The sequence below is a fragment of the Mesorhizobium sp. P2_E6 genome (assembly GCF_056403835.1).
Genome location: NZ_JBFUEQ010000001.1, coordinates 337,148 through 357,261 on the forward strand (window position 1 = coordinate 337,148; position 20,114 = coordinate 357,261).

Sequence of the window (20,114 nt, forward strand, 5' to 3'; positions counted from 1 at the left end):
GCCATGAAAGGCTTACTGCCGTTTGTATTCCCGCACCGGCGATTTGGTGCCGTCGGTATAGGTGACCTGCACCGACATCGACGTCACGCTGTCGGCAACCTTGATGTAGCCCTTGGCCTCGTAAGGGATGGCGTAGGGGTCTTTCTTGTCGCAGGCTGGTATCTCGAACGACTTGTCGAGCGCGGCGCCGTTGAGGCTGTAATGCACCTCCTTGATGGCGCAGCGGTAGGACAGCATCTGGGTGAAATAGACCAGGCCGTGATTGCCGCCGGAGTCGAAGGCGATCCACGAGGTCCAGAACTGGTCGAGGATCTGCTTGTCGCCTTGCTGGAGTGCTGCCTCCGGGTCGAAGCGGATGTCGAACGGGCCGGTCTCGCGCCCCCTGATGTCGAGATATTTGACGGCGATGGTGCCGGCCGCGGTGCTGCCAGGCAGCTCGAAACTCGGATTGGGCATCGGCTTGCCGGTGGTCTGGTCGTTGAGCGCCAGGAAGCCGGTGTCGGTGAACGGGCCGCTGTCGCCCATGCGCCAGGAGATGGCGGTCGCCGGCTCGGGCAGCGAGATGGTCATCGACCAGCCCTGGTTCGAGCGCATCGGCGTCAGCGTCGGCACGAAGCGCGAGGGATCGAGCACGTCGCCGAGGGCTGCCAGCCGGCTGCGGCTGCGGTCCAGCCAGTCGGCGAGCTGGGTCTGGTCGACGAAATATTTGAGCAGTCCGCCGTCCTTTTCGTAGGACATGAATTTGGTCAGCGCCTTGGCCTCGTTGCGCTTGTCGGCCAGCGGCTGGGCGCCGAGGCGGTCTTCCGAGAACTCCTGCGCCAGCAGGAAATAGGCCGGTGCGAAATCCGGATTGGCCGCGATGAAGGCGTTGAGCTTGTCGAGGCGCTGGGCGTCGTCGAACTGCAGGATATGCACGAGCTTGATCGACAGCGCCTTGCCCTTGTCGGAAAGGGCGCCGAACACCTCGCGGGCGCCGGCCTTGCCGTCCTGGACCCTGAGCAGCGTGGCAAAGCGCGTGTAGGGGTCGATGGCATCGACATCGAAGCCCGCGAAGGCGAGGTAGGAGCGCCGCGCATTGAGCATGTCGCCCGACAATTCGTAGACGCGGGCGTTGTGATAAAACTCATCCGGCCGCTTCGGCTCGGCGATCGCCCCGCCCTGCGCGGCAAGGGCGGCAAAGCCCTTGGCGATGGTGTCGATCGAGGCGGCGATCTGCTCGGTCGTCGCTTGCAGCTTCTCGGTCTGGGCCTGCTGCTGCGCCTGGCCGGCGGCCAGCGTCTCGGTCTGCTTCTTCACCTCTTCGGCGGTCTTCTGCACCTGCGCCGTCTGCTGCGTCTGCTGCTGCTGGGCCGACGCGATCTCGTCGGTCTTCTTCGCCACCGTGTCGGTCGACTGCTTGACCGCTTCGACCGTCTCTTGCGTCTGCGTGACGGTCTGCTCGATCTTGGCCACCTTCTCCGAGACGATGCCCATCGATTGCTGCAGCCCGGCGATGGCTGGCACCAGGCTGGCGATCACCCCGTTCTGCGAGTTGGTCTGCTGTTGCAGGCCGTAGACGCCGCCGGCGACGGCGGCGGCGCTGGTGGCGAAAATCAAGGCCGGCAGTGCCTTGGCCGCCAGCACCAGCCGCAGCACGATGGCAATGGCAATGATGACCGCCGCCACCGAGGCGACCAGCGCGATATAGGCGGCGAATGGCGCCAGCGGATTGAGGACGTCGGAAGCGGCACCCCCGACAAAGGCGATGCTGCCGGCCCATTTGCCGGTGCGGCTGAGTGATGCCTTGATAAGCGACGGCGCAACGCCGCCAGCCCCGATGTTCGTCATGCCCAAGCCCCCCAAGCCGACAGAATGCCACGCCCCTTCCCTCAGGAAGCGCGGCTTTGGCAAGGGAAGACAGGAAACAGGCGATTTCGGGGCGGCCCGCAAGCTTGGTTCCTCGCCCCACGAAGTGGGGAGAGGTGGCTCGGCGAAGCCGAGACGGAGAGGGGGCCGGCGCCGGCTGCGCCAAATGATCCGAGACCTTCGTTCGCACGATGGCGCTTTACGAAATCCCCCTCTCCGTCCGCTTCGCGGCCACCTCTCCCCCGCTCTGCGGGGGCGAGGAACCCAAGCTTACGATGACAATCCTGGGTATGACCGTCATTAACCAGTTGGACGCAGCTGGCGCGTTACGTTAGCTTCGGCTCATCTCAGCAACAGCATGACCAGAACAGACTTGCCCTTGTCCAACCCGCGTCCACTTCCGCTCGTCCAGAGACTTTTTGCGGCCCTTGGCCTGTTGCTGCTGCTTGCCGGCTGCACGACCGTGACGCCGCCGGATGCGGTGCTGGCGGTGCCGGCGCCGCCGCAGAAATATGCCGCCATCGTCGTCGACGCCAAAACCGGCAAGCAGCTGTTCGAGGTCAACTCGACGGCGCAGCGCTACCCGGCCTCGCTGACCAAGATGATGACGCTGTACCTGCTGTTCGAGGCGCTGGAGTCCGGTCGCGTCACCAAGGCGACGCAGATCCCGGTGTCGGACCACGCCGCCTCGCAGCCGCCGACCAAGATGCGCTTCCGGCGCGGCGAGACCATCGACGTCGATTCGGCGATCCGCGCCATTGTCGTCAAGTCGGCCAACGACGTGGCGGTGGCGGTCGGCGAATATCTCGGCGGCTCGGAGGAGCAGTTCGCCGCCATGATGACCGCCAAGGCGCGCCAGCTCGGCATGGTGAGCACCGTGTTCCGCAACGCGTCGGGCCTGCCCGACGGCGACCAGCACAGCTCGGCGCGCGATATGGCGGTGCTCGGCATGGCGCTGCATTCCCGCTTCGCGCAGCAGTTCCACTATTTCTCGGAAAGCGATTTCATGTTCCGTGGCCGACTGGTGCGCGGCCACAACGACATGCTCGGCCGCGTGCGCGGCGTAAACGGCATCAAGACCGGCTACATCAGGGCCTCCGGCTTCAACATCGTCACCTCCTACGACGCCGACGGCCGCCAGTTGATCGTCGTGGTGATGGGCGCCGACAGCGCCCGCCAGCGCAACGACCATGTCGAGGCACTGATCCAGCGCAGCCTGTCGCCCGCCATGGCCGACACCAAGACCAGGCTGATGTTCGCCGAACAGCAGTGAGGAGTGGTCCGCGCAGCGGACAAAAAGCCAATTGCTTGGCTTTTTGAACGACGAACGCCCTGAGCCTGCGAAGGGCGAGCTGCCGGTAGCAAGCATCGAGCCACTTTCGCGCCCGGCTGCCCGCCAACGGATTGCCCGGTGAGGGCAATTGTGCTATAGATTCGAGTACGGTGCTGATTTGCGCCAACTGACCTACTGGACGAGTAACCCGCCGCGAGGCGGGTTTTTTGTTGCGGTCGCTAACCATGCCGCGACTTCGGAGCGCTGCCGCGGTGCTGAAGTTCGTGTGATGTCGGCGGGACAGCACCCCCCTCTGTCCTGCCGGACGTTCGTCGTTAGGAAAGCCAAGCAATTGGCTTCCCGTCCGCTACGCGGACCGCTCCTCAACCCCCGCAAGGAGGGAGATTGGCAGTTTGCTCTGACGGCTCCTTTTCTTCGACGTTGGGGATTGGCGAAAGCCGTTGTGACATCCAATCTCCCCCCTTGCGGGGGAGATGTCCGGCAGGACAGAGGGGGGTGGGAAGGATCGCTACCGAACGAGTTTCCATCCCGCCGCCGCATTCTTCGGCCATGCCAACCGCTGCCCTTCAGATCGATCACAAGAACTTGTACGCCATGCGAAATCCGTCGCGAAACTGGCGATGTTGCGGCATAGGCGTATCGTCAAGCTGAGCACCCCCATCAGGAGCCCGCACCATGAGCACCGTCCCCAAAACGCCGGAGCAGCCGGCAGACAACCAGAACGATGGCGGCGGCGAATATTTCGAGGCGCCGACCATTGGCGAGCATGAGGCCGAACATGGTTCGGACGAGCACTCCGAGGTGCCCGAAGTGCCGGATTCGGAGCCATCGGCCCCAGGCGCATCACACGCCAAGCCGAAGAAAAAGCCATCGGCGATCTCGGGCCGGAAATTCCGCAAGCGCGATCTTGTCCGCATCGACACGCTGCGCCCCAGCCTTGCCGACCGCATCCATGCCGACCATCCGGACCTGCCGCCCGGCGCCCGCATCAGCCGCGCGGAGCTTGGCCGCTACCGCATGCGCTACATGGAGGAGCTGCTCCAGCAGGAGCATGGCGAATTCTCCGAGCTCGACCGGCAGGTGGTCGAATCGATCGCCAGGCAAGACACCATTTCCGAAAACAGCGAGGAGGAGTTCGAGGAGCACCGGACATTTGCCGACCGTGTCTCCGACAACATGGCCGCTTTCGGCGGCAGCTGGTGGTTCCTGATCTCCTTCGCCACCGTGCTTCTGGTGTGGATCGGCATCAACCTGCTCGAGGGCACGGTGAGCGCCTTCGATCCCTACCCCTTCATCCTGCTCAACCTTCTGCTCTCCTGCATTGCCGCCATCCAGGCGCCGATCATCATGATGAGCCAGAAGCGGCAGGAGACCAAGGACCGCCTGCGCTCCTTCAACGAATACCGCGTCAACCTCAAGGCCGAGCTCGAAGTGCGCCATTTGCACGAAAAGCTCGACTACCTCATCTCGCGCCAATGGACCCGCCTGGCCGAAATGCAGCAGATGCAGCTCGACGCCATGCACGAACTGACCGGCGCCAAGAAGCCCAAGCGCGCGCCACGCAGGGCACGGGCGGTGAGGAGCGAGGCGGGGTAGTAGGGCGGAGCGCGGTGCGAGGTCGAACGGAAGGAGCGGGCTGCGGTCACGAGGCGCGTCCCAGAAAAGCTCCGGTTCCTCGCCCCCGGGCGAGACCGGTGGCTCGCCCCGGCAAGGTGGCTCGGTGAAGCCGAGACGGAGAGGGGGAGCGCCCGCACCCGTGAGAGGACCAACCATCAACGGACGCCGCCAATCGCCAATTGCCCGTTGAAGCCTGCCCCGGCTTCCGCTAAGAAGCCGTGACTTGCCGGTTCACCGGCTGGTTCGTTTTCCGGATCGCCGGGAAGCACCCGTAGCTCAGCTGGATAGAGCGCTGCCCTCCGAAGGCAGAGGTCACAGGTTCGAATCCTGTCGGGTGCGCCAACAGCCTGAGGGTCCATTCCGGACACATAGGTTACGGTTTATACCGGAGACATGGGTAGCACTTTGGGCCCAAGGGGCGGGCGCACCGGCCCACCATCCCACCCCAGATAGTGGCTCTCGCCCCCCCTCACACCACCACAAAATCTGCGTTGGTCATCGCCAGGTTCGCCGCCACCGTGGCGAAATGCTTCGAGCCGCCCGCGGCATCGCCGTTGCTGTCATAGTAGAGCCAGCCGGTGTCGGTCTCGTAGATGATGTGCTGGTTGGCATCGGTGGCGGTGCCGGAGGCGTTGGCGGTGAACTGGTCGGCGCTCAGCGTGCCGTTGCCGGCAAGTGCGGCGAAGATGGCGTGATCGAGCACGATGGTGTCGTCGACCACCGAGAAGTCGGTGATGGTGTCGACATTGACGACGAGGCTGAGTGCGGTGGTGAAGAGGAAACTGTCATGGCCCAGCGCGCCGGTCAGCGTGTCGTTGCCGCTGAGGCCGTTGATGATGTTGTCGCCGGAATTGCCGGTGATGACATTGTCGATGTGGTTGCCGGTGCCGTTGATGGAGGCCCCGCTGCGCAGGTTGAGGTTCTCCAGTTCCTGGCCGGAGAGATTGAAGCTGACCGAACTGTTGACCGTGTCGGTGCCCTGGCCGTCGAGCTCGATCGCCCGGTCGCCGGCATTGTCGACGAAGTAGATGTCGTTGCCGGTGCCGCCCTGCATCATGTCGGCACCGGCCTTGCCATCCAGCGTGTCGTTGCCGCCAAGCCCGAAAAGCGTGTTCGCGCCGGCATTGCCGGTGAGCGTGTTGCCGGTCGAGTTGCCGGTGCCGTTGAGGTTGCTTGTGCCGGTCAGCGTCAGGTTTTCCAGCTCCTGGCCAGAGAGGTTGAAGGAGACGGAACTGAAGACGCTGTCGGTGCCCCGGCCGTTGAGCTCGAAGATATGATCGCCAATATTGTCGACGAAATAGGTGTCGTTGCCGAGGCCGCCTCGCATCGTGTCGGCGCCGACGAGGCCGTCGAGGATGTTGTTGCCGCTGTTGCCGGTGATGTCGTTGATGGTCGAATTGCCGGTTCCGTTGATGTTGCCCGTGCCGAGCAGCATCAGGTTCTCCAGCTCCTGGCCGGAGAGGTTGAAGGAAATGGCGCTGTTGACCGTATCGAAGCCCTGGCCGTTGAGCTCGATGACATGATCGCCGATGTTGTCGACGAAGTAGGTGTCGTTGCCGAGGCCGCCCTGCATGGTGTCGGCGCCGGCCATGCCATCCAGCGTGTCGTTGCCGCCCAGGCCGAAGAGCGTGTTGGCGCCGGCATTGCCGGTGAGAAAATTGCCGGTGGAATTGCCGGTGCCGTCGAGGTTTGCCGCGCCAAGCAGCGTCAGGTTTTCCAGCTCCTGGCCGGAGAGGTTGAAGGAGACGGAACTGAAGACGCTGTCGGTGCCCTGGCCGTTGGCCTCGATGATATGGTCGCCGGCATTGTCGACATAATAGATGTCGTTGCCGACGCCGCCTTGCATGGTGTCGGCGCCGGCCTTGCCGTCCAGCGTGTCGTTGCCGCCCAGTCCGATGAGCGTGTTGGCGCCGGAATTGCCAGTGAGGACATTGGCGGTCGAATTGCCGGTGCCGTCGATGCTTGCGGCGCCGAGCAGCGTCAGGTTCTCCAGCTCCTGGCCTGAGAGGTTGAAGGAGACGGAGCTGAAGACGCTGTCGGTGCCCTGGCCGTTGAGCTCGAAGACACGGTCGCCGGCATTGTCGACATAATAGCTGTCGTTGCCGGTGCCGCCTTGCATGGTGTCGGCGCCGCCAAGACCGTCGATGACGTTGTCGCCGCTGTTGCCGGTGATGGTGTTGGCAAGTTGATTGCCGGTGCCGTTGATGGACCCTGTGCCGGTCAGCGTCAGGGCCTCGATCTCCTGGCCGAAGAGATTGAAGGAGACGGAACTGAAGACGCTGTCGGTGCCCTGGCCGTTCGCCTCGATCACCTGGTTGCCGGCATTGTCGACAGTGTAGGTATCGTTGCCGAGGCCGCCTTGCATGGTGTCGGCGCCGCCAAGGCCGTCGATGATGTTGGCGCCGGCATTGCCGATGATGGTTTGCGCGAACTCATTGCCGGTCAGGGTGATGGCGGTCGTGGCGGCAACATTGTCCGTCGCCAACGTCTCGATCTGCTGGCCCGCGGCCAGTGCATAGCTGACCGAGGTCCGGACGGTGTCATAGGTGCCTTCGCCCGCCGCCTCGAACACCTGGTCGCCGGCATTGTCGACGGTGTAGATGTCGTTGCCGGCAAGGCCATGCATGGTGTCAGCGCCGATGCCGCCATTCAGCGTGTCGGCGCCCGCCGTGCCGATCAGATTGTCGCCGTCGCCATCGACCCCGTGCACGGCGATGGTCACCGTACCAATGCTGCCGCCGGCGAGCGTATAGGTGAAGCTGTCGGTTGCGGTCGTGTTGCTCGCACCCGACGATGCGCCCGGCAGGTCGTTGAAGACACCATTCGGGTCGTAGTCGAAGGTGCCGTCCGCATTCAGCGTCAACAGCGCGCCGGAGGCCAGCGTGATCTCGGTGCCGACATTGCCGGCGACGCCGTTCACGGCGGCGACTGAAAGCGGATTGTCGATGTCGACATCGATGCCGTCGCCATTATCGGCGAAGACGTTGAAGCCCGGGCCGATCGCCGTCGCCTCGTTGGTCGAGAAGGAATCGACCGCCGCAAGCCCGGGGTCGTCGACCGCCGCCACGTTTATGCTGACCGTGGCGACGTCCGAGGTCGTCGTTCCGTCACCGACCTTATAGGTGAAGCTGTCAGCGCCGTTGTAGTTGGCGTCCGCCGTGTAGCTCAGCGATCCGTCGGCATTCAGCGTCAGCACGCCGTGCGACGGGCCGTTGACCAGCAGCGCCGTCAGCGGATCGTGGTCGGCATCGCTGTCGTTGGCCAGCAGGCCGGACGCCGCAATCGTCAGCTGCGTGTCCTCGCTGGCGTTGTAGCTGTCGTTCGCGGCTACCGGCGCGTCGTTGACGGCGGAGACGTGCACCGTCGTCGTTGCCGTATGTGTCTGTAGATCGCCGTCGAAGCTCACCGTGACGGTGCGATCGGCGGCCGATGGGTCGGCGCCGTTGCTGTTGGAATAGGTCAACGCATGCAGCAGCGTTTCGAAATTCGCGTTGTTCAGCGAGAGATCGAGAGTGACGGTCAGGTCATGTCCGTTCTGGCCATCGCCACCGGCCGTGATCGTTCCGACGGTTACCCCGCCGACCGTGACGACGCTGCCGGCGGTGAGACCGTCGGAAAGCGAAACATCGCCTGAGGTGTCGAAGCCAAGCACGTCCTCGGCCGCCGTGCCGCCGCCGGTGATCGAGACCGTGAGATGCTCGGGCTGCGCCAGATTGTTTGAATCGTAGGTATAAAAGACAGTGCCGTCGGCATCGGCCAGCGAAGCGGCGGTGCCGGTATCGAGACGGACAGCCGGCTCGTCCTCGGTGAAGGTCGCCGCGTCGCCGTCGAGACCGGCAAAGGTCGGCAAGGCATACATGCCGGCATCGCGGCTGGTGTCGTTCTGGCCATCGATCAGGCTGAATGCACCTGTCAGGCCGGTTGACTCGGACACGTCGCTGTCGGTCGCGTCGTTGGAGACAGGCGAGTCCTGCGTCGTCAGCACATATCCCGAGGGCGCCGTGAACTGCAGCTGATAGGAACCGGGCAGCAGATTGGTGAAATCGTAGTGCCCGTTCGCATCGGTGGTGGCGGTTGCCAGGATGTTATGCGCCGCGGATGTGTCGACAAGTGAGACGGAAACGCCGGCAATTCCCACCTCGCCGGCGTCCTGGCGACCATTGAGGTTGATGTCGTTGAAAACGAAATCGCCGACCGTGGCGGGCACAGCCATACCGGCGTCCACATTGGAGATGTCGGCGTTTTCCACGAGGACGATCGTCGGCGCGATGCCCAGGGAATTGACGTCGCTGTCGAGGGCGGCATCACCACCTTGGTTCGCCGGTGAGAAAATATGGCCGTCGGCGTCGAACTGGACAGAATATGCGCCATCCAAGATGTCGGTGAAGGAATAGCCTCCATCGAGACCGGTCGTGGTCGAGACGTCGACCGCGTTGCCGAGATGGTCCGTGCCTAGAAGGTGCACGGTAATTCCGCCCAGCACGGCACCGTCGTCATTGATGCCGTTGCCGTTTTTGTCGTCGAACGCGGTACCGCTGATCATGTTGTGATCGAGCCCGGTCAGCGCCAGCGCATTGCCTGCGCCACCTGGATTGCCCGCGGCATCGGTATAGGTCGCGCCGGCGACGCCGATGCTGCCATGCACCGCGTTGGTCGTGAAAATGGCTGTCCGCGTCAGCCCCGTGCCGGTGATTGCGCTGAGCGTACCACCACTGACGGTGACATCGCCGGTCGTGCCGTCCCACGCGAAGGTCGAGCCGGGGTCCTCGCTGAAGGTGAAGGTGATCGTTGCCGATTCGCCGGCGTGGATCTGGTCGCTATCGCTGGAGATCGTCAGGGTCGGCGCGCTGGTGTCGAGGGTAAAGTCCAGCGACGACGTTGCGGTGTTGCCGGCGGCGTCCGTTTGGCTCGCCACGATGGTGTGCTGGCCGTCCAGCAGGCCGGTCGGCGTGAAGGCCCAGGCGCCGGCGCCGTTGGCTGTCGCCGTCCCGGCGACGGCATTGCCGTCGACGGTGAAGTGGACGATGGCGTTGGCGTCACCCGTTCCGGTCAACGTCGCGACGTTGGTGATGGTGTCGCTGCCCGAAACGCCGGTATCGGTCTGGAGATGGTTGGTCACCGCCGGCAAGGTGGTGTCGAGGGTGAAGGTCAGCGACGCCGTTCCGGTATTGCCGGCGTTGTCTGTCTGGGTCGCCACGATGGTGTGCTGGCCGTCCAGCAGGCCAGTCGGCGCGAATGTCCAGACGCCGGCGCCGTTTGCGGTCGCCGTCTGGGCGATTGGGTTGCCGTCGACGGTGAAGTGGACGATCGCGTTGGCGTCACCCGATCCCGTCAATGTCGCGACATTGGTGATGGTGTCGGCGCCGGAAATGCCGGTATCGGTCTGGAGATGGTTGGTCACCGCCGGCAAGGTGGTGTCGAGGGTGAAGGTCGTCGACGAGGTTCCGGTGTTGCCGGCGTCGTCGGTTTCGCTCGCGATGATGGTGTGCGGGCCATTCAAGAGGCCGGTCGGCGTGAATGTCCAGACGCCGGCGGCGTTGGCGGTCGCCGTTTGGCCGACGAGCGTGCCGTCGACGGTGAAATGCACGATCGCGTTGGCGTCGCCCGTCCCGGTCAGGGTCGCGACGTTGGTGAGGGTGTCGATGCTGGAAATGCCGGTGTCGGTCTGGAGGTGGTTGGTCACTACGGGCGTGGTGGTGTCGATGCCGGTCAGCACGACGTTGTCGAACAGCGTCTGGCCAGTGCCGATTTCGGTGATGAGGACCTTGACGGCCAAGCCGCGTGTGGTCGCGTCAAGCGCGGCTGTGTTCAGCACGTAGTGCGCGACGCTGCCATGTGCCTGCACAGCCGATGAGGTGTCGTAGTCCTGCGAGGCTATCTGGATCCCGCCCGCGAACACCTGCACCCGCACAGTGGTTCCGTTGCCCGTGTCGGCCCGGCTCCCGAGGTCGAAAGCGACACTGTAGCTGTCGAAGTTTCCAGGCGCGTTGACCGTTTGCGATACGCTGCTGCCGTTACCCAAAAAACCGATATTGCTGCCGGCAAAGCCGGTCGAAACGGCTGATGTCGGCGCGAAAGCGCCGAAGGAGCCGATCCCGGTCCATCCCGTCAGCACACCAGCCACCGTATTGCCGGCAGTGTGATCGATACTCACGCCGGGGCCGGTGTCCGACAGATCGATGAACTGGAAATCGCCGTCAGCGAGAAGGTTGGAGATCGCGATCGTCGTGTTGCCGTTGACGTCGGTGGATGTCACGAAATGATTGCCGAGATAGCTGTGGGTGACATCGAGCTGCAGGATCTCGCTGCCGCCGGAAGCGCGTGTGATCGTCAGGATGTGGGTGCCTGAATCGTACGAGACGCCGGTCGCCGAACCAAAGCCGAGCAGTGAAATCGTGTCGGATGTGCCGAAATTCTTGAGCTGGTTGGCGATGTTCACACCCGAAGCGAGCTGCAGCGCGCCATGGCCGAAGAAGTTGATGGCGCCCGATCCGGCGGCGGTTGTGTTGGCCAGTGAAAGCGTGCCGCTGTAGACGGTGATGCCGCCGGCAAAGCCGTTGGCGCCACCCAGTTGCAGCGTTCCAGCGCCTTTCATGACGATGCCGCCGATGCCGTCGCCGTCCTGGATGACGTCGTTGATGGTCGAGATCTGCCCGAGCGCCGTCGCGAAATTGATGGTCGTGCCGTGCAGGAAGATGCCGGAGCCGGCTGACCCGCCGCCGCCGCCGCCCTGGACCCCGATGCCCTGATTCGGGCCCGCCGCCCCTCCTTGCACTGCGCCACCGGAGATCGTGCCTCCGGCGATGGTCAGCGTGCCAAGCGTATCGACGAAGATGGCACCGCCTGCTCCCAGGCCGCCGCCGCCGCCGGCATATCCGGCATGGCTGAAGCTTCCGACGCCGCCTCCGCCAGCGCCCCAGCCGCCATTTCCAGGCACATTGGGTGCGCCGGCAGAAGGTGTGGCCGCGCCGCCGCCGGCGCCGAAGCCACCACTTGCACCACTGCCGCCAGGGCCAGAGCCAGTCCCGCCAATGCCGCCAGCACCGAAGCCGGTGCCATCGTTGAGGAAGCCATTCCACAGGCCGCCATTGGCAAAAGTGCTGCTGATACCGCCGCCATTGCCGCCGATTGCCCGGTCGCCGGTGAAATCGACATTGCTGATCGTCACATTGGCGCCGGCGCCGACGAACAGGCCGCCGCCCAGCCCGGCGCCGCCGCCGCTGCCATTGCCTTGCCACACGCCGCCAGTACCGCCTCTTGCGGTGGTATGGACGATGTCGAGGTCGTTGATGGCGACTGTGCCGTGCTCGATGACGAAGCCGCCATAGGTGTTGGCGCCGTCAATCGTCTGGCCATTGCCGTTGATCGTCAGGTTTTCGCCGGCCGTGAGGAACAGCGACGTCATATTCCCGCTGAGCGTGAAGCTGGTCGTGAAATTGAAGATGTCTGTCCCGGCGCGGCCCGCGATAGCAGTGATCGCCGCGTTGAGGGTGGCCTGGTCGGAAATCGTGAAAGTGGTCATCGTCGTCCCTCGTTAGCGCCCGCACCGACGCCTGGCGGTGATGGCCGGGTTCGCCGCAAAACTTGATCCTCTGGGTTAGCCGCCGACCCTGGTCGGCAAGAGGAATGCGCCAACGCGCCGCGTCCTGGACCGCAGGCGCGCGAGGGGTCGCGCCCCGCCATCCGAAAAGACCTGCCGCTCAAGCGTCATCCGCCCCTTGTGCCCTGCTGGAGCCCGTCGACAGGACACAGCTGTCCGCCCGGATGCCGGACAGCGCATCCGTTTCAAGCACCAAATTCTTGAGGTAACCCAAACCAAACCCAACCGCGGCGGACGCTAGGTCGGGACTTGCTCGCGGTCAATTCGCGGCATTTGACTATTTCTGGGCGGACTTTTGCGTGGCTGCGAACAACCGGGCAGCGACGGCCCTATCGACAATGGAAGACCGAAAGCGCGTCGCCTGTATCTCTTCAGAAGCGACGCGTTTTTTTAGGACACGGCCGCCACGGCCCGCACACTCTCCCGTTCCACCAGCGGGCATTCCAGCTTGGTGATCGGATAGCGTCCTCGCCCTGGCGCCGCGGGCACCTCGAGCTGTTCGATCGCCCATTGTCCCATTGCCATGTGCGGCAGGATCGAGGTCGTCAACGGTGGGAACAAATGCCGGGCGATTTCCTCGTCGTCGTAGCCGACGACGGAAATATCCTGCGGGATGTGCAGGCCGGCTTCCTTCAGCGCCTCGTAGCAGCCGATCGCGGTGCGGTCGTTCTGGCAGAAGATGGCGGTCGGCCGGTCCTTCAGCGCCAAAAGCTTGACGGTCGCGGCATAGCCGGCGCTGGCCGACCAGTCGCCCTCGACCACCAGTTCGGGATCGAACGGGATGTCGGCGGTGGCGAGTGCGCGGCGATAGCCCTTCAGCCGATCTTGTGCAGCCTGCATCCACGGCTCGCCGGTGATGGTGGCGATGCGGCGGTGGCCGTGGCTGATCAGGTGGCGGGTGGAGCTTTGGCCGCCGGCGATCTCGCTCGGCACCACGGCGGGGAAGGCATAGTCCGCCGTGTAGCAATTGAGCAGGATCACCGGGATGTCGAGGCCGTAGAGATAGTCGGGTGCGGTTATCTCGCGGGTGAAGATGGTCATGTAGATGAGCGCCGAAATGCCCCGCTTGGTCAAGGCGGCGATGGCGCGCGGCTCCATGACGGAATCGCCCAGCGTCTGCGCCACCAGAAGCACGTTGCCCGCGTTCCACGAGGCCTGCCGCGCGCCTTCGATGGCGACGACGGCTTCGGGGCTGGTGGCAAGCTGGTCGACGGCAAAGCCAATAACCCCGTCAAGCCCTTCGAACGAGGCCACGGGCGCCCGCAGGGCGGAGAATGCCGGCGCGGCATAGCCGAGGGAGCGCGCGGCCTCGATCACCCGTTCGCGCGTCTGCTGCGACAGCTTGATGCCGGGCGAATTGTTGAGCACGAAGGAAACGGTCGCCTGCGAGCAGCCGGCGGCCCTGGCGATGTCGGTCATGGTGACGCGACCCCTGGCGCTCTTTGCCAGCGGCTTGCGCCGCTTCGCCGTGTCGAGGGTTTCCGGATCCGTCGTCTCGCTCATGGCATCCCCAATCCTAGGCCTGTCTAGCGGCAGCCGGTGAGGCCGACAAGATGGCGTGACATTATCGATTTATAGAGATCGCTGCGATCATTTATATCTATTAGCGCTCTCGAGGTCCATCTCTCACGCAGTGCCACAGGGTTCGAAACCCAAAAGCCACAAGGCTTGCTCTCAGACGCACGCAATGCGCCGGCTCGCCGGCAGGTGCGCCGCGAAACCGCAATACTGCCCTGGATACGGCTCAAAAACTAATACTGTTTACTAATACAAAAATGCGCTGTACCGTCAATCCATCGCATCCGGCCCGGTCGGTCCGGGAGCGGTGGATTGCGTAAAAATAGCCCGATGGCGAGCGGATACTACCTCCGCAAGCTGTGTTTCGGACAAGTGATATGTCTGACAAATCGGACTATTTACGAACGAAGGATGAGTCTCTAAAGTCCATGATCGCAGCTGGAACGACGCCGTTGTTTCGGCGCCGGGACCCTTTGAGGAGGAGGGCGTTCAAGCTGCAGACGGCAAATTCCAGATGACTAAGATCGGTCAGTCGAACGACTGAGCCAAACGGGAGGTTGAACATGAAATCCTTGATACGAAATGCATCCGTAGCCACAGCGGCGCTGCTCATCGGCCTGACGGCGACGGCCATCGCACGCGCCGACGACAAGCCGACGCTGGCCTTCGTCGTCAACGGCGCTTCCGATTTCTGGAAGGCCGCCGAAGCCGGCGTCAAGAAGGCGCAAGGCGAACTGCCGGACTACAATCTCGAGCTCAAATATCCCGAGCAGTCCTCCGTCGCCATCCAGCAGCGGCTGATGGATGACCTGGTTACGGCCGGCGTCAAGGGCATCATGGTCTCGGCCGTCGATCCCAAAACCTCGACCGACGGGCTGAACAAGATCGCCTCGCAAACGGCGCTGTTCACCACCGACAGCGACGCCCCGCAGACCAAGCGTGTCGCCTATATCGGCTCGTCCAACGTCGATGCCGGCAAGCAGGCGGCCGAGATCGCCAAGAAGGCGATGCCCAATGGCGGCAAGTGCCTCGGCTTCGTCGGCCTGCTCGGCGCCGACAATGCCAAGGAACGCATCCAGGGCATGAAGGACGGCCTCGCCGGCACCAAGATCGAGCTCGTCGACGTGCGTGGCGACGACATCGACCAGGCGCGCGCCAAGAAGAACGTCGAGGACGCGCTGGTCGCCAGCCCCGACGTCACCTGCATGGTCGGCTTCTACTCCTACAACACGCCGCGCATCTATGAAGCGCTGCGCGACGCCGGCAAGCTCGGCTCGATCACCGTCGTCGGCTTCGATGACGATCCGATCACGCTGGGCGGCGTCAAGGAAGGCACCGTTGCCGCCACCGTCGTGCAGCAGCCCTTCGAATGGGCCTATCAGGGCATGAAGCTGATGGCTTCCTATCTCAAGGGCGACAAGTCGGGCATCCCGGAGGGCGGCCTGATCATCATCCCCACCAAGATCATCGGCAAGGACGACGTCGACGCCTATGCCGCCAATCTGAAGGCGATGTCCGGAAACTGAGACAGAGCAATTGCGCCGGTCCGGGGTTCGCCCCGGGCCGGCATTCGTATTGACGGGCCGGCGAAGGCCGGTCAGTCTGTGGCCCACCGGCTGCTGTCAGGCGTGATGAATTATTCCGAAACATCCATAACGGCGTCCACCCCGTTCCTCACGCTCGAGAACGTGCGCAAGACCTATCCGGGCGTCGTCGCGCTCGATGGCTTCTCCATGGAGGTCAGGCCGGGCGAGGTCATCGGCCTCGTCGGCGAAAACGGCGCCGGCAAATCGACCTTGATGAAGATCCTCGGTGGCGTCACCAGGCCCGACACCGGCACCGTCACGGTCGACGGCATCGCGCATGACGGGCTCTCGGTCGAAGCCAGCCTCGGTTCGGGCATCGCCTTCGTCCACCAGGAACTCAACCTGTTCGACAATCTCGACGTTGCCGCCAACATCTTCTTTGGCCGCGAGCCGTTGCGAGCCGGCGCACTGAAGCTCGTCGACCGCGCCCGGCTGCGCACCATGGTGGCGCCGCTGCTGAAGCGCGTCGGCGCCAATTTTTCGGCCGACACGCCGGTTGCCGCTCTGTCGCTGGCCCAGCAGCAGATGGTCGAGATCGCCAAGGCGCTGTCGATCAAGGCAAGGCTGGTCATCCTCGATGAGCCGACATCGAGCCTGCCGCTCGCCGAAACCGACAAACTGCTCGACGTCATCAAGGCCTTGAAGGCCGATGGCATCAGCGTCATCTTCATTTCGCACCGCCTGCATGAGGTCGAGCGCGTCGCCGACCGCGTCGTCGTTTTGCGCGACGGCATGCTTGCCGGCACGCTGCAGAAGAGCGCCATCAACCACGACCAGATGGTCAAGCTGATGATCGGCCGCATGCTGAAGGAGCGCGAAAAAGCCTCCGAGGCCGCGCGGGCTCCCGGCGCGGTCGCGCTTGCCGCCAAGGCCATCCGCACTCCTGCCTATCCCAGCCGGCCTGTCGATCTCGATGTCAGGCGCGGCGAAATCCTCGGCCTTGCCGGGCTTGTCGGCTCCGGCCGCACCGAACTGGCGCGGGTGTTTTTCGGCATCGACAGCAGCCTTGGCGGTGCCCTCGAGCTTGGCGGCAAGCCGCTTGCGCTGGGCTCGGCGGCGGATGCCGTCGCCCACGGCATCTTCCTGGTGCCCGAGGACCGCAAGTTGACCGGCATCCTGCTCGACCTGTCGATCGCCCAGAACATCTCGTTGCCCAATCTGCCGGCGCATGCGCGCCGCTCGCTGGTTTCGGCAAGTGCCGAGACCGCCACCGCCGAAAAGCAGAAGAGCAATCTCGGCATCAGGGCGCCGTCGGTGCAGACACGCACCGGCACGCTTTCGGGCGGCAACCAGCAGAAGGTCGTGCTCGGCAAATGGCTGGCCATGAACCCGAAAGTGATGATCCTCGACGAGCCGACGCGCGGCATCGATATCGGCGCCAAGGCGGAGATCTACGGGCTGATGCGGGCGCTGGCCGACGCCGGCGTCGCCGTGCTGATGATCTCCAGCGACATGGAGGAGGTGATCGGCGTGTCCGACCGCATCGCCGTCATGCATGAGGGCCAGATATCGGGCATTCTCGACAAGGACCAGTTCAGCCAGGAAAACGTGCTGCTGCTGGCGGTGGGCAAGCAGCCGAAATAGTTTTTTGCCGCGGGGTCGCGGGAAGCGCGATCTGCTCAGGCGGCATTGGGGAGAAGACGATGAGCAAGAAAGATCTCGGCCTGCTGATCCTGATCCTGGTGGTGGGAACGGTGGTGGCGATCATCAACCCGCGCTTCCTGTTGCCGATCAATCTCGCCAACACCTCGAACCTGATCGGCCTGTTCGGCATCCTGTCGATCGGCCAGGCCTTCGTCATCATCACCGGCGGCATCGAATTGTCGGTCGGCTCGGTTGTCGCGTTGCTGGGAACGCTGTTCATCGACTTCATCGCCGTGCGCGAACTGGACTGGCCGCTGGCCTTCGTGCTGATCATCGCGCTCGGCGCCATCATCGGCCTGGTGCATGGCTGGCTGATCACGCGGCTCAAGCTGCAGCCCTTCGTCGTCACCCTGTGCGGCCTGCTGATCTATCGTGGCGTCGCCCGCTTCTACACCGCCGACGGCACCGCCGGCTTCGCCTTCGGTCAGAATTTTCCTGACCTGGAATTCCTGACGGCCGGCCGCTCCTGGGGCGTGCCGAACAGCTTCATCGCGCTGATCGTCATCTCCATCGTCATGTGGGTGGTGCTGCACCGCTCCGTGTTCGGCCGCTATCTCTACGCCATCGGCAAGAACGAGGAGGCGGCGAAGTACTCCGGCATCCGCACAGGCCGCGTCGTCATGGCCGCCTATGTCATCTGCGGTGTACTGACGGCGCTGTCGGCGATCTATTTCGCCATGTACACGCGCTCGATCTCGCCGGCCAGCCATGGCCAGTTCTACGAGCTTTATGCCATTGCCGCGGCCGTGCTCGGCGGCTTCTCGCTGCGCGGCGGCGAGGGCTCGCTGATCGGCGTCATCCTCGGCACGGTGCTGCTGCAGGAACTGCAGAACCTCGTCAACCTGCTCGGCATCCCGTCCTCGCTCAATTTCGCGGTGATGGGTGGCGTCATCCTCATCGGCGTGCTGGTCGACCAGCAATGGGGCGTGTTCCGGGCAAGGCGGCTGATGGTCGACGCCGCTCGCAAGAACGTGGCCGGTGCGGCCGCGGAATAACCGTCAGCCCCGGCACAGCTCTGTATCGATGAAATGATTGCAGCCGTGGTGTTGTTCTGCGATCCACTGGACACGCACATCGGGCCAAATGCCTGATATCGATGGCGGATGGATGGTAGGCGATGGGTGCAGTTCCTGAACCATTGACGCTCAGGGCCGGGGCGCTCGAGGTCGACCTCGTGCCGCGCATTGGCGGCAGCGTGGGCTCGCTGCGCTGGCGCGGCATCGACCTCATGCGCCGGCTTTCCGATGACGATCGGCAAGCGGGCAACGTGCTTGGCGTCGCCATGTTTCCGATGATGCCCTACGCCAACCGCATCGCTGGAAACGCCTTCGACTTCGCAGCCAAGCGCTGGCAGGTCCAACCGAACAATCCACCCGAAACAATAAACGTGCATGGCAGTGGCTGGAAACACGCCTGGACTGTCGCTGAGGCGAGCGACGCCCAAGCAACGCTGTCGCTGGATATCGCAGCCGGCGTCGAACCCTACTCCTACCGCGCGACGCAGGCTTTCGTGGTGTCCGAGGTAGGGCTCAGCGTGACCATGACGCTGACCAACACGGGGCCGGTTTCCATGCCGTTCGGTTTTGGCCTGCATCCCTGGTTCGATCGCGACCCGAACGTCACATTGCAGTTCGAGGCGACGCGATTCTATCTCGAAGAACCGCAAGGCATCGCGGGCGATCCGATCACGCTTGCACCCGAACTCGACTTCGCCGGTGGCCGGCCTTTGCCCGCCGGCTGGCGCAACAATGACTATGGAGGCTGGACGGGCGACGCGACGCTCCGCTTTCCGGCGCGCGGCGCAGGCTTGCGCATCAAGGCCGATCCCGTCTTCGGACACCTGATGCTGTACGCCGACCCGACGAAACCGTATTTCTGCGTCGAACCGCAGACCAACGCCTCCGGCGCTTTCAACCGGGGCGGATGGAGCGAACCGGACGAAGGCGTCATCGTGCTCGCCCCAGGCGAAAGTGCGGCTGGCACCGTGTCGCTGATGCCCTTTGCCCTTGGGGCTTAGAGCAACAGCGCCAGCCCTACCGATTGGTTCCGCGTGCGGCGCGGCGAACGCTGTGCAACAGGATGGCGAGGCAGCCTAGCAACAGCAGCGCGCCGCCGAGCAGCGGCGGCAGCGCCAGCAGCTTCACCGCCGCCGTGATGATGGCCACCAGGACCAGCGCCAGCAGCGCCAGGCTGCCGTCATCGACGAACATGCCGAAGAATTCCTTGGCCGCAAGACGAATGACGTTCATCGGGCGAGCCCTCCGCTGAGTGTGGGGTAGGCACTGCGCAGCCAGCGCACCATGGCAAACGACGCCAGCGCGACGATGGCGAAAATGGCGAGCAAGGCGAGATCGGCACCCGGCCAGTCGGCGCCGATGCCTTCGCCGGTCCAGAAGATGCCGAAGCTGGTCAGCATCAGCCCGACGACGAATTTGAGTGCATTTTCCGGCACGCGTGCCAGCGGCCGGTGGACCGCCAGGCCGATAAGCATCACCAGGACGAAAGCCGCCAGCGCGCCGAGGCTGGCGTAGAGCGTCTGTCCATGTGCGGCGCCGACCGCAATGACGATGAACACCACCTCGACGCCCTCGAGCAGCACCGCCTTGAACGACGCCAGCCCGGCGAGGTAGTCGGCGCGGCGGTCGTTGGCCTGCCGGTGCAAGGTAGCGGTTTCCTTGGAGAAGGCCGCCTCCTCGTCATGCAGGGCGATGACGCCGACGCTGCGCAGGATGGCCTTTCGCAGCCAGCGCATGCCGAACAGGATCAGCAGTACCCCGACGACGAACTGCAGCGTGGTGATGGGTACGAGCGCCAGCAGCGGGCCGAACGTCAGCACCAAAGCCGCCAGCAGCGCCAGCGCCAGTGCTGCGCCGGTCAGTGCCGGGCGCCAGCTGCGCGTCACCCCGACAGCGAGCACGATGGTGAAGGCCTCGACGACCTCGACGAAGGACGCCAGGAATGCCGCCGTGATCGTCGAAAGGATGGGTGTCAGAGTCTGCATGGAGATTCT

Annotated in this window: 11 protein-coding genes and 1 tRNA gene; 7 read left to right on the top strand and 5 right to left on the bottom strand. The window is 64.2% G+C overall.

The window, feature by feature from the left end; all coding sequences use genetic code 11:
- Nucleotides 1–12 precede the first annotated feature (12 nt).
- Nucleotides 13–1,827, bottom strand: coding sequence for a methyl-accepting chemotaxis protein (locus AC1D08_RS01655; RefSeq protein ID WP_477422451.1), 1,815 nt, complete (start codon nucleotides 1,825–1,827; stop codon nucleotides 13–15).
- Nucleotides 1,828–2,203: 376 nt separating this feature from the next.
- Here AC1D08_RS01655 and AC1D08_RS01660 point away from each other — a divergent pair, with 376 nt between their 5' ends.
- The 3 genes from AC1D08_RS01660 to AC1D08_RS01670 all read left to right on the top strand — a co-directional run bounded on the left by AC1D08_RS01660 (nucleotide 2,204) and on the right by AC1D08_RS01670 (nucleotide 5,098).
- Nucleotides 2,204–3,118, top strand: coding sequence for a D-alanyl-D-alanine carboxypeptidase family protein (locus tag AC1D08_RS01660; RefSeq protein WP_457150157.1), 915 nt, complete (start codon nucleotides 2,204–2,206; stop codon nucleotides 3,116–3,118).
- Nucleotides 3,119–3,814: 696 nt separating this feature from the next.
- Entirely contained in the window at nucleotides 3,815–4,735 is a 921-nt protein-coding gene (locus AC1D08_RS01665; RefSeq protein WP_457150156.1) for a DUF1003 domain-containing protein, read from the top strand.
- Between the two features lie 286 nt (nucleotides 4,736–5,021).
- Nucleotides 5,022–5,098, top strand: a tRNA-Arg gene (locus AC1D08_RS01670).
- Nucleotides 5,099–5,225: 127 nt separating this feature from the next.
- Here the strand turns inward: AC1D08_RS01670 and AC1D08_RS01675 are convergent.
- Together AC1D08_RS01675 and AC1D08_RS01680 are read right to left on the bottom strand one after the other, a co-directional pair.
- Nucleotides 5,226–12,278 (bottom strand): SdrD B-like domain-containing protein, encoded by a 7,053-nt coding sequence (locus tag AC1D08_RS01675; RefSeq protein ID WP_477422453.1) that lies wholly within the window; start codon nucleotides 12,276–12,278, stop codon nucleotides 5,226–5,228.
- Between the two features lie 468 nt (nucleotides 12,279–12,746).
- Complete coding sequence (locus AC1D08_RS01680; protein WP_457150154.1) at nucleotides 12,747–13,859, bottom strand: LacI family DNA-binding transcriptional regulator; 1,113 nt, start codon at nucleotides 13,857–13,859, stop codon at nucleotides 12,747–12,749.
- Nucleotides 13,860–14,437: 578 nt separating this feature from the next.
- Here AC1D08_RS01680 and AC1D08_RS01685 point away from each other — a divergent pair.
- The 4 genes from AC1D08_RS01685 (at nucleotide 14,438) to AC1D08_RS01700 (ending at nucleotide 19,121) form a co-directional block, all read left to right on the top strand.
- Entirely contained in the window at nucleotides 14,438–15,400 is a 963-nt protein-coding gene (locus AC1D08_RS01685) for a sugar-binding protein (RefSeq protein ID WP_095083299.1), read from the top strand.
- 105 nt (nucleotides 15,401–15,505) lie between these two features.
- Complete coding sequence (locus AC1D08_RS01690) at nucleotides 15,506–17,044, top strand: sugar ABC transporter ATP-binding protein (RefSeq protein ID WP_095084325.1); 1,539 nt, start codon at nucleotides 15,506–15,508, stop codon at nucleotides 17,042–17,044.
- A 59-nt stretch (nucleotides 17,045–17,103) separates the two neighbouring features.
- Nucleotides 17,104–18,099, top strand: coding sequence for an ABC transporter permease (locus tag AC1D08_RS01695; protein WP_095083296.1), 996 nt, complete (start codon nucleotides 17,104–17,106; stop codon nucleotides 18,097–18,099).
- Nucleotides 18,100–18,221: 122 nt separating this feature from the next.
- A complete protein-coding gene (locus AC1D08_RS01700) occupies nucleotides 18,222–19,121 on the top strand; it encodes an aldose 1-epimerase (RefSeq protein ID WP_457150153.1) in 900 nt (299 codons plus the stop codon).
- Between the two features lie 16 nt (nucleotides 19,122–19,137).
- Here the strand turns inward: AC1D08_RS01700 and AC1D08_RS01705 are convergent, their stop codons facing one another.
- Nucleotides 19,138–19,353 carry a hypothetical protein gene (locus AC1D08_RS01705; RefSeq protein ID WP_457150152.1) on the bottom strand — a complete coding sequence of 72 codons (216 nt, stop codon included), beginning with the start codon at nucleotides 19,351–19,353 and terminating at the stop codon, nucleotides 19,138–19,140.
- Nucleotides 19,350–20,105 (bottom strand): COG4280 domain-containing protein, encoded by a 756-nt coding sequence (locus AC1D08_RS01710; protein WP_457150151.1) that lies wholly within the window; start codon nucleotides 20,103–20,105, stop codon nucleotides 19,350–19,352. The genes AC1D08_RS01705 and AC1D08_RS01710 overlap by 4 nt, the downstream gene beginning before the upstream one ends.
- Between the last annotated feature and the right edge of the window lie 9 nt (nucleotides 20,106–20,114).

Bases quoted from the DNA above. Each gene is read 5' to 3' on its own strand.
- AC1D08_RS01695 (WP_095083296.1), top strand. From the start codon at position 17,104: ATGAGCAAGAAAGATCTCGGCCTGCTGATCCTGATCCTGGTGGTGGGA.
- AC1D08_RS01710 (WP_457150151.1), bottom strand. From the start codon at position 20,105: ATGCAGACTCTGACACCCATCCTTTCGACGATCACGGCGGCATTCCTG.
- AC1D08_RS01705 (WP_457150152.1), bottom strand. From the start codon at position 19,353: ATGAACGTCATTCGTCTTGCGGCCAAGGAATTCTTCGGCATGTTCGTC.
- AC1D08_RS01680 (WP_457150154.1), bottom strand. From the start codon at position 13,859: ATGAGCGAGACGACGGATCCGGAAACCCTCGACACGGCGAAGCGGCGC.
- AC1D08_RS01665 (WP_457150156.1), top strand. From the start codon at position 3,815: ATGAGCACCGTCCCCAAAACGCCGGAGCAGCCGGCAGACAACCAGAAC.
- AC1D08_RS01700 (WP_457150153.1), top strand. From the start codon at position 18,222: ATGGGTGCAGTTCCTGAACCATTGACGCTCAGGGCCGGGGCGCTCGAG.
- AC1D08_RS01685 (WP_095083299.1), top strand. From the start codon at position 14,438: ATGAAATCCTTGATACGAAATGCATCCGTAGCCACAGCGGCGCTGCTC.
- AC1D08_RS01690 (WP_095084325.1), top strand. From the start codon at position 15,506: ATGAATTATTCCGAAACATCCATAACGGCGTCCACCCCGTTCCTCACG.
- AC1D08_RS01675 (WP_477422453.1), bottom strand. From the start codon at position 12,278: ATGACCACTTTCACGATTTCCGACCAGGCCACCCTCAACGCGGCGATC.
- AC1D08_RS01655 (WP_477422451.1), bottom strand. From the start codon at position 1,827: ATGACGAACATCGGGGCTGGCGGCGTTGCGCCGTCGCTTATCAAGGCA.
- AC1D08_RS01660 (WP_457150157.1), top strand. From the start codon at position 2,204: ATGACCAGAACAGACTTGCCCTTGTCCAACCCGCGTCCACTTCCGCTC.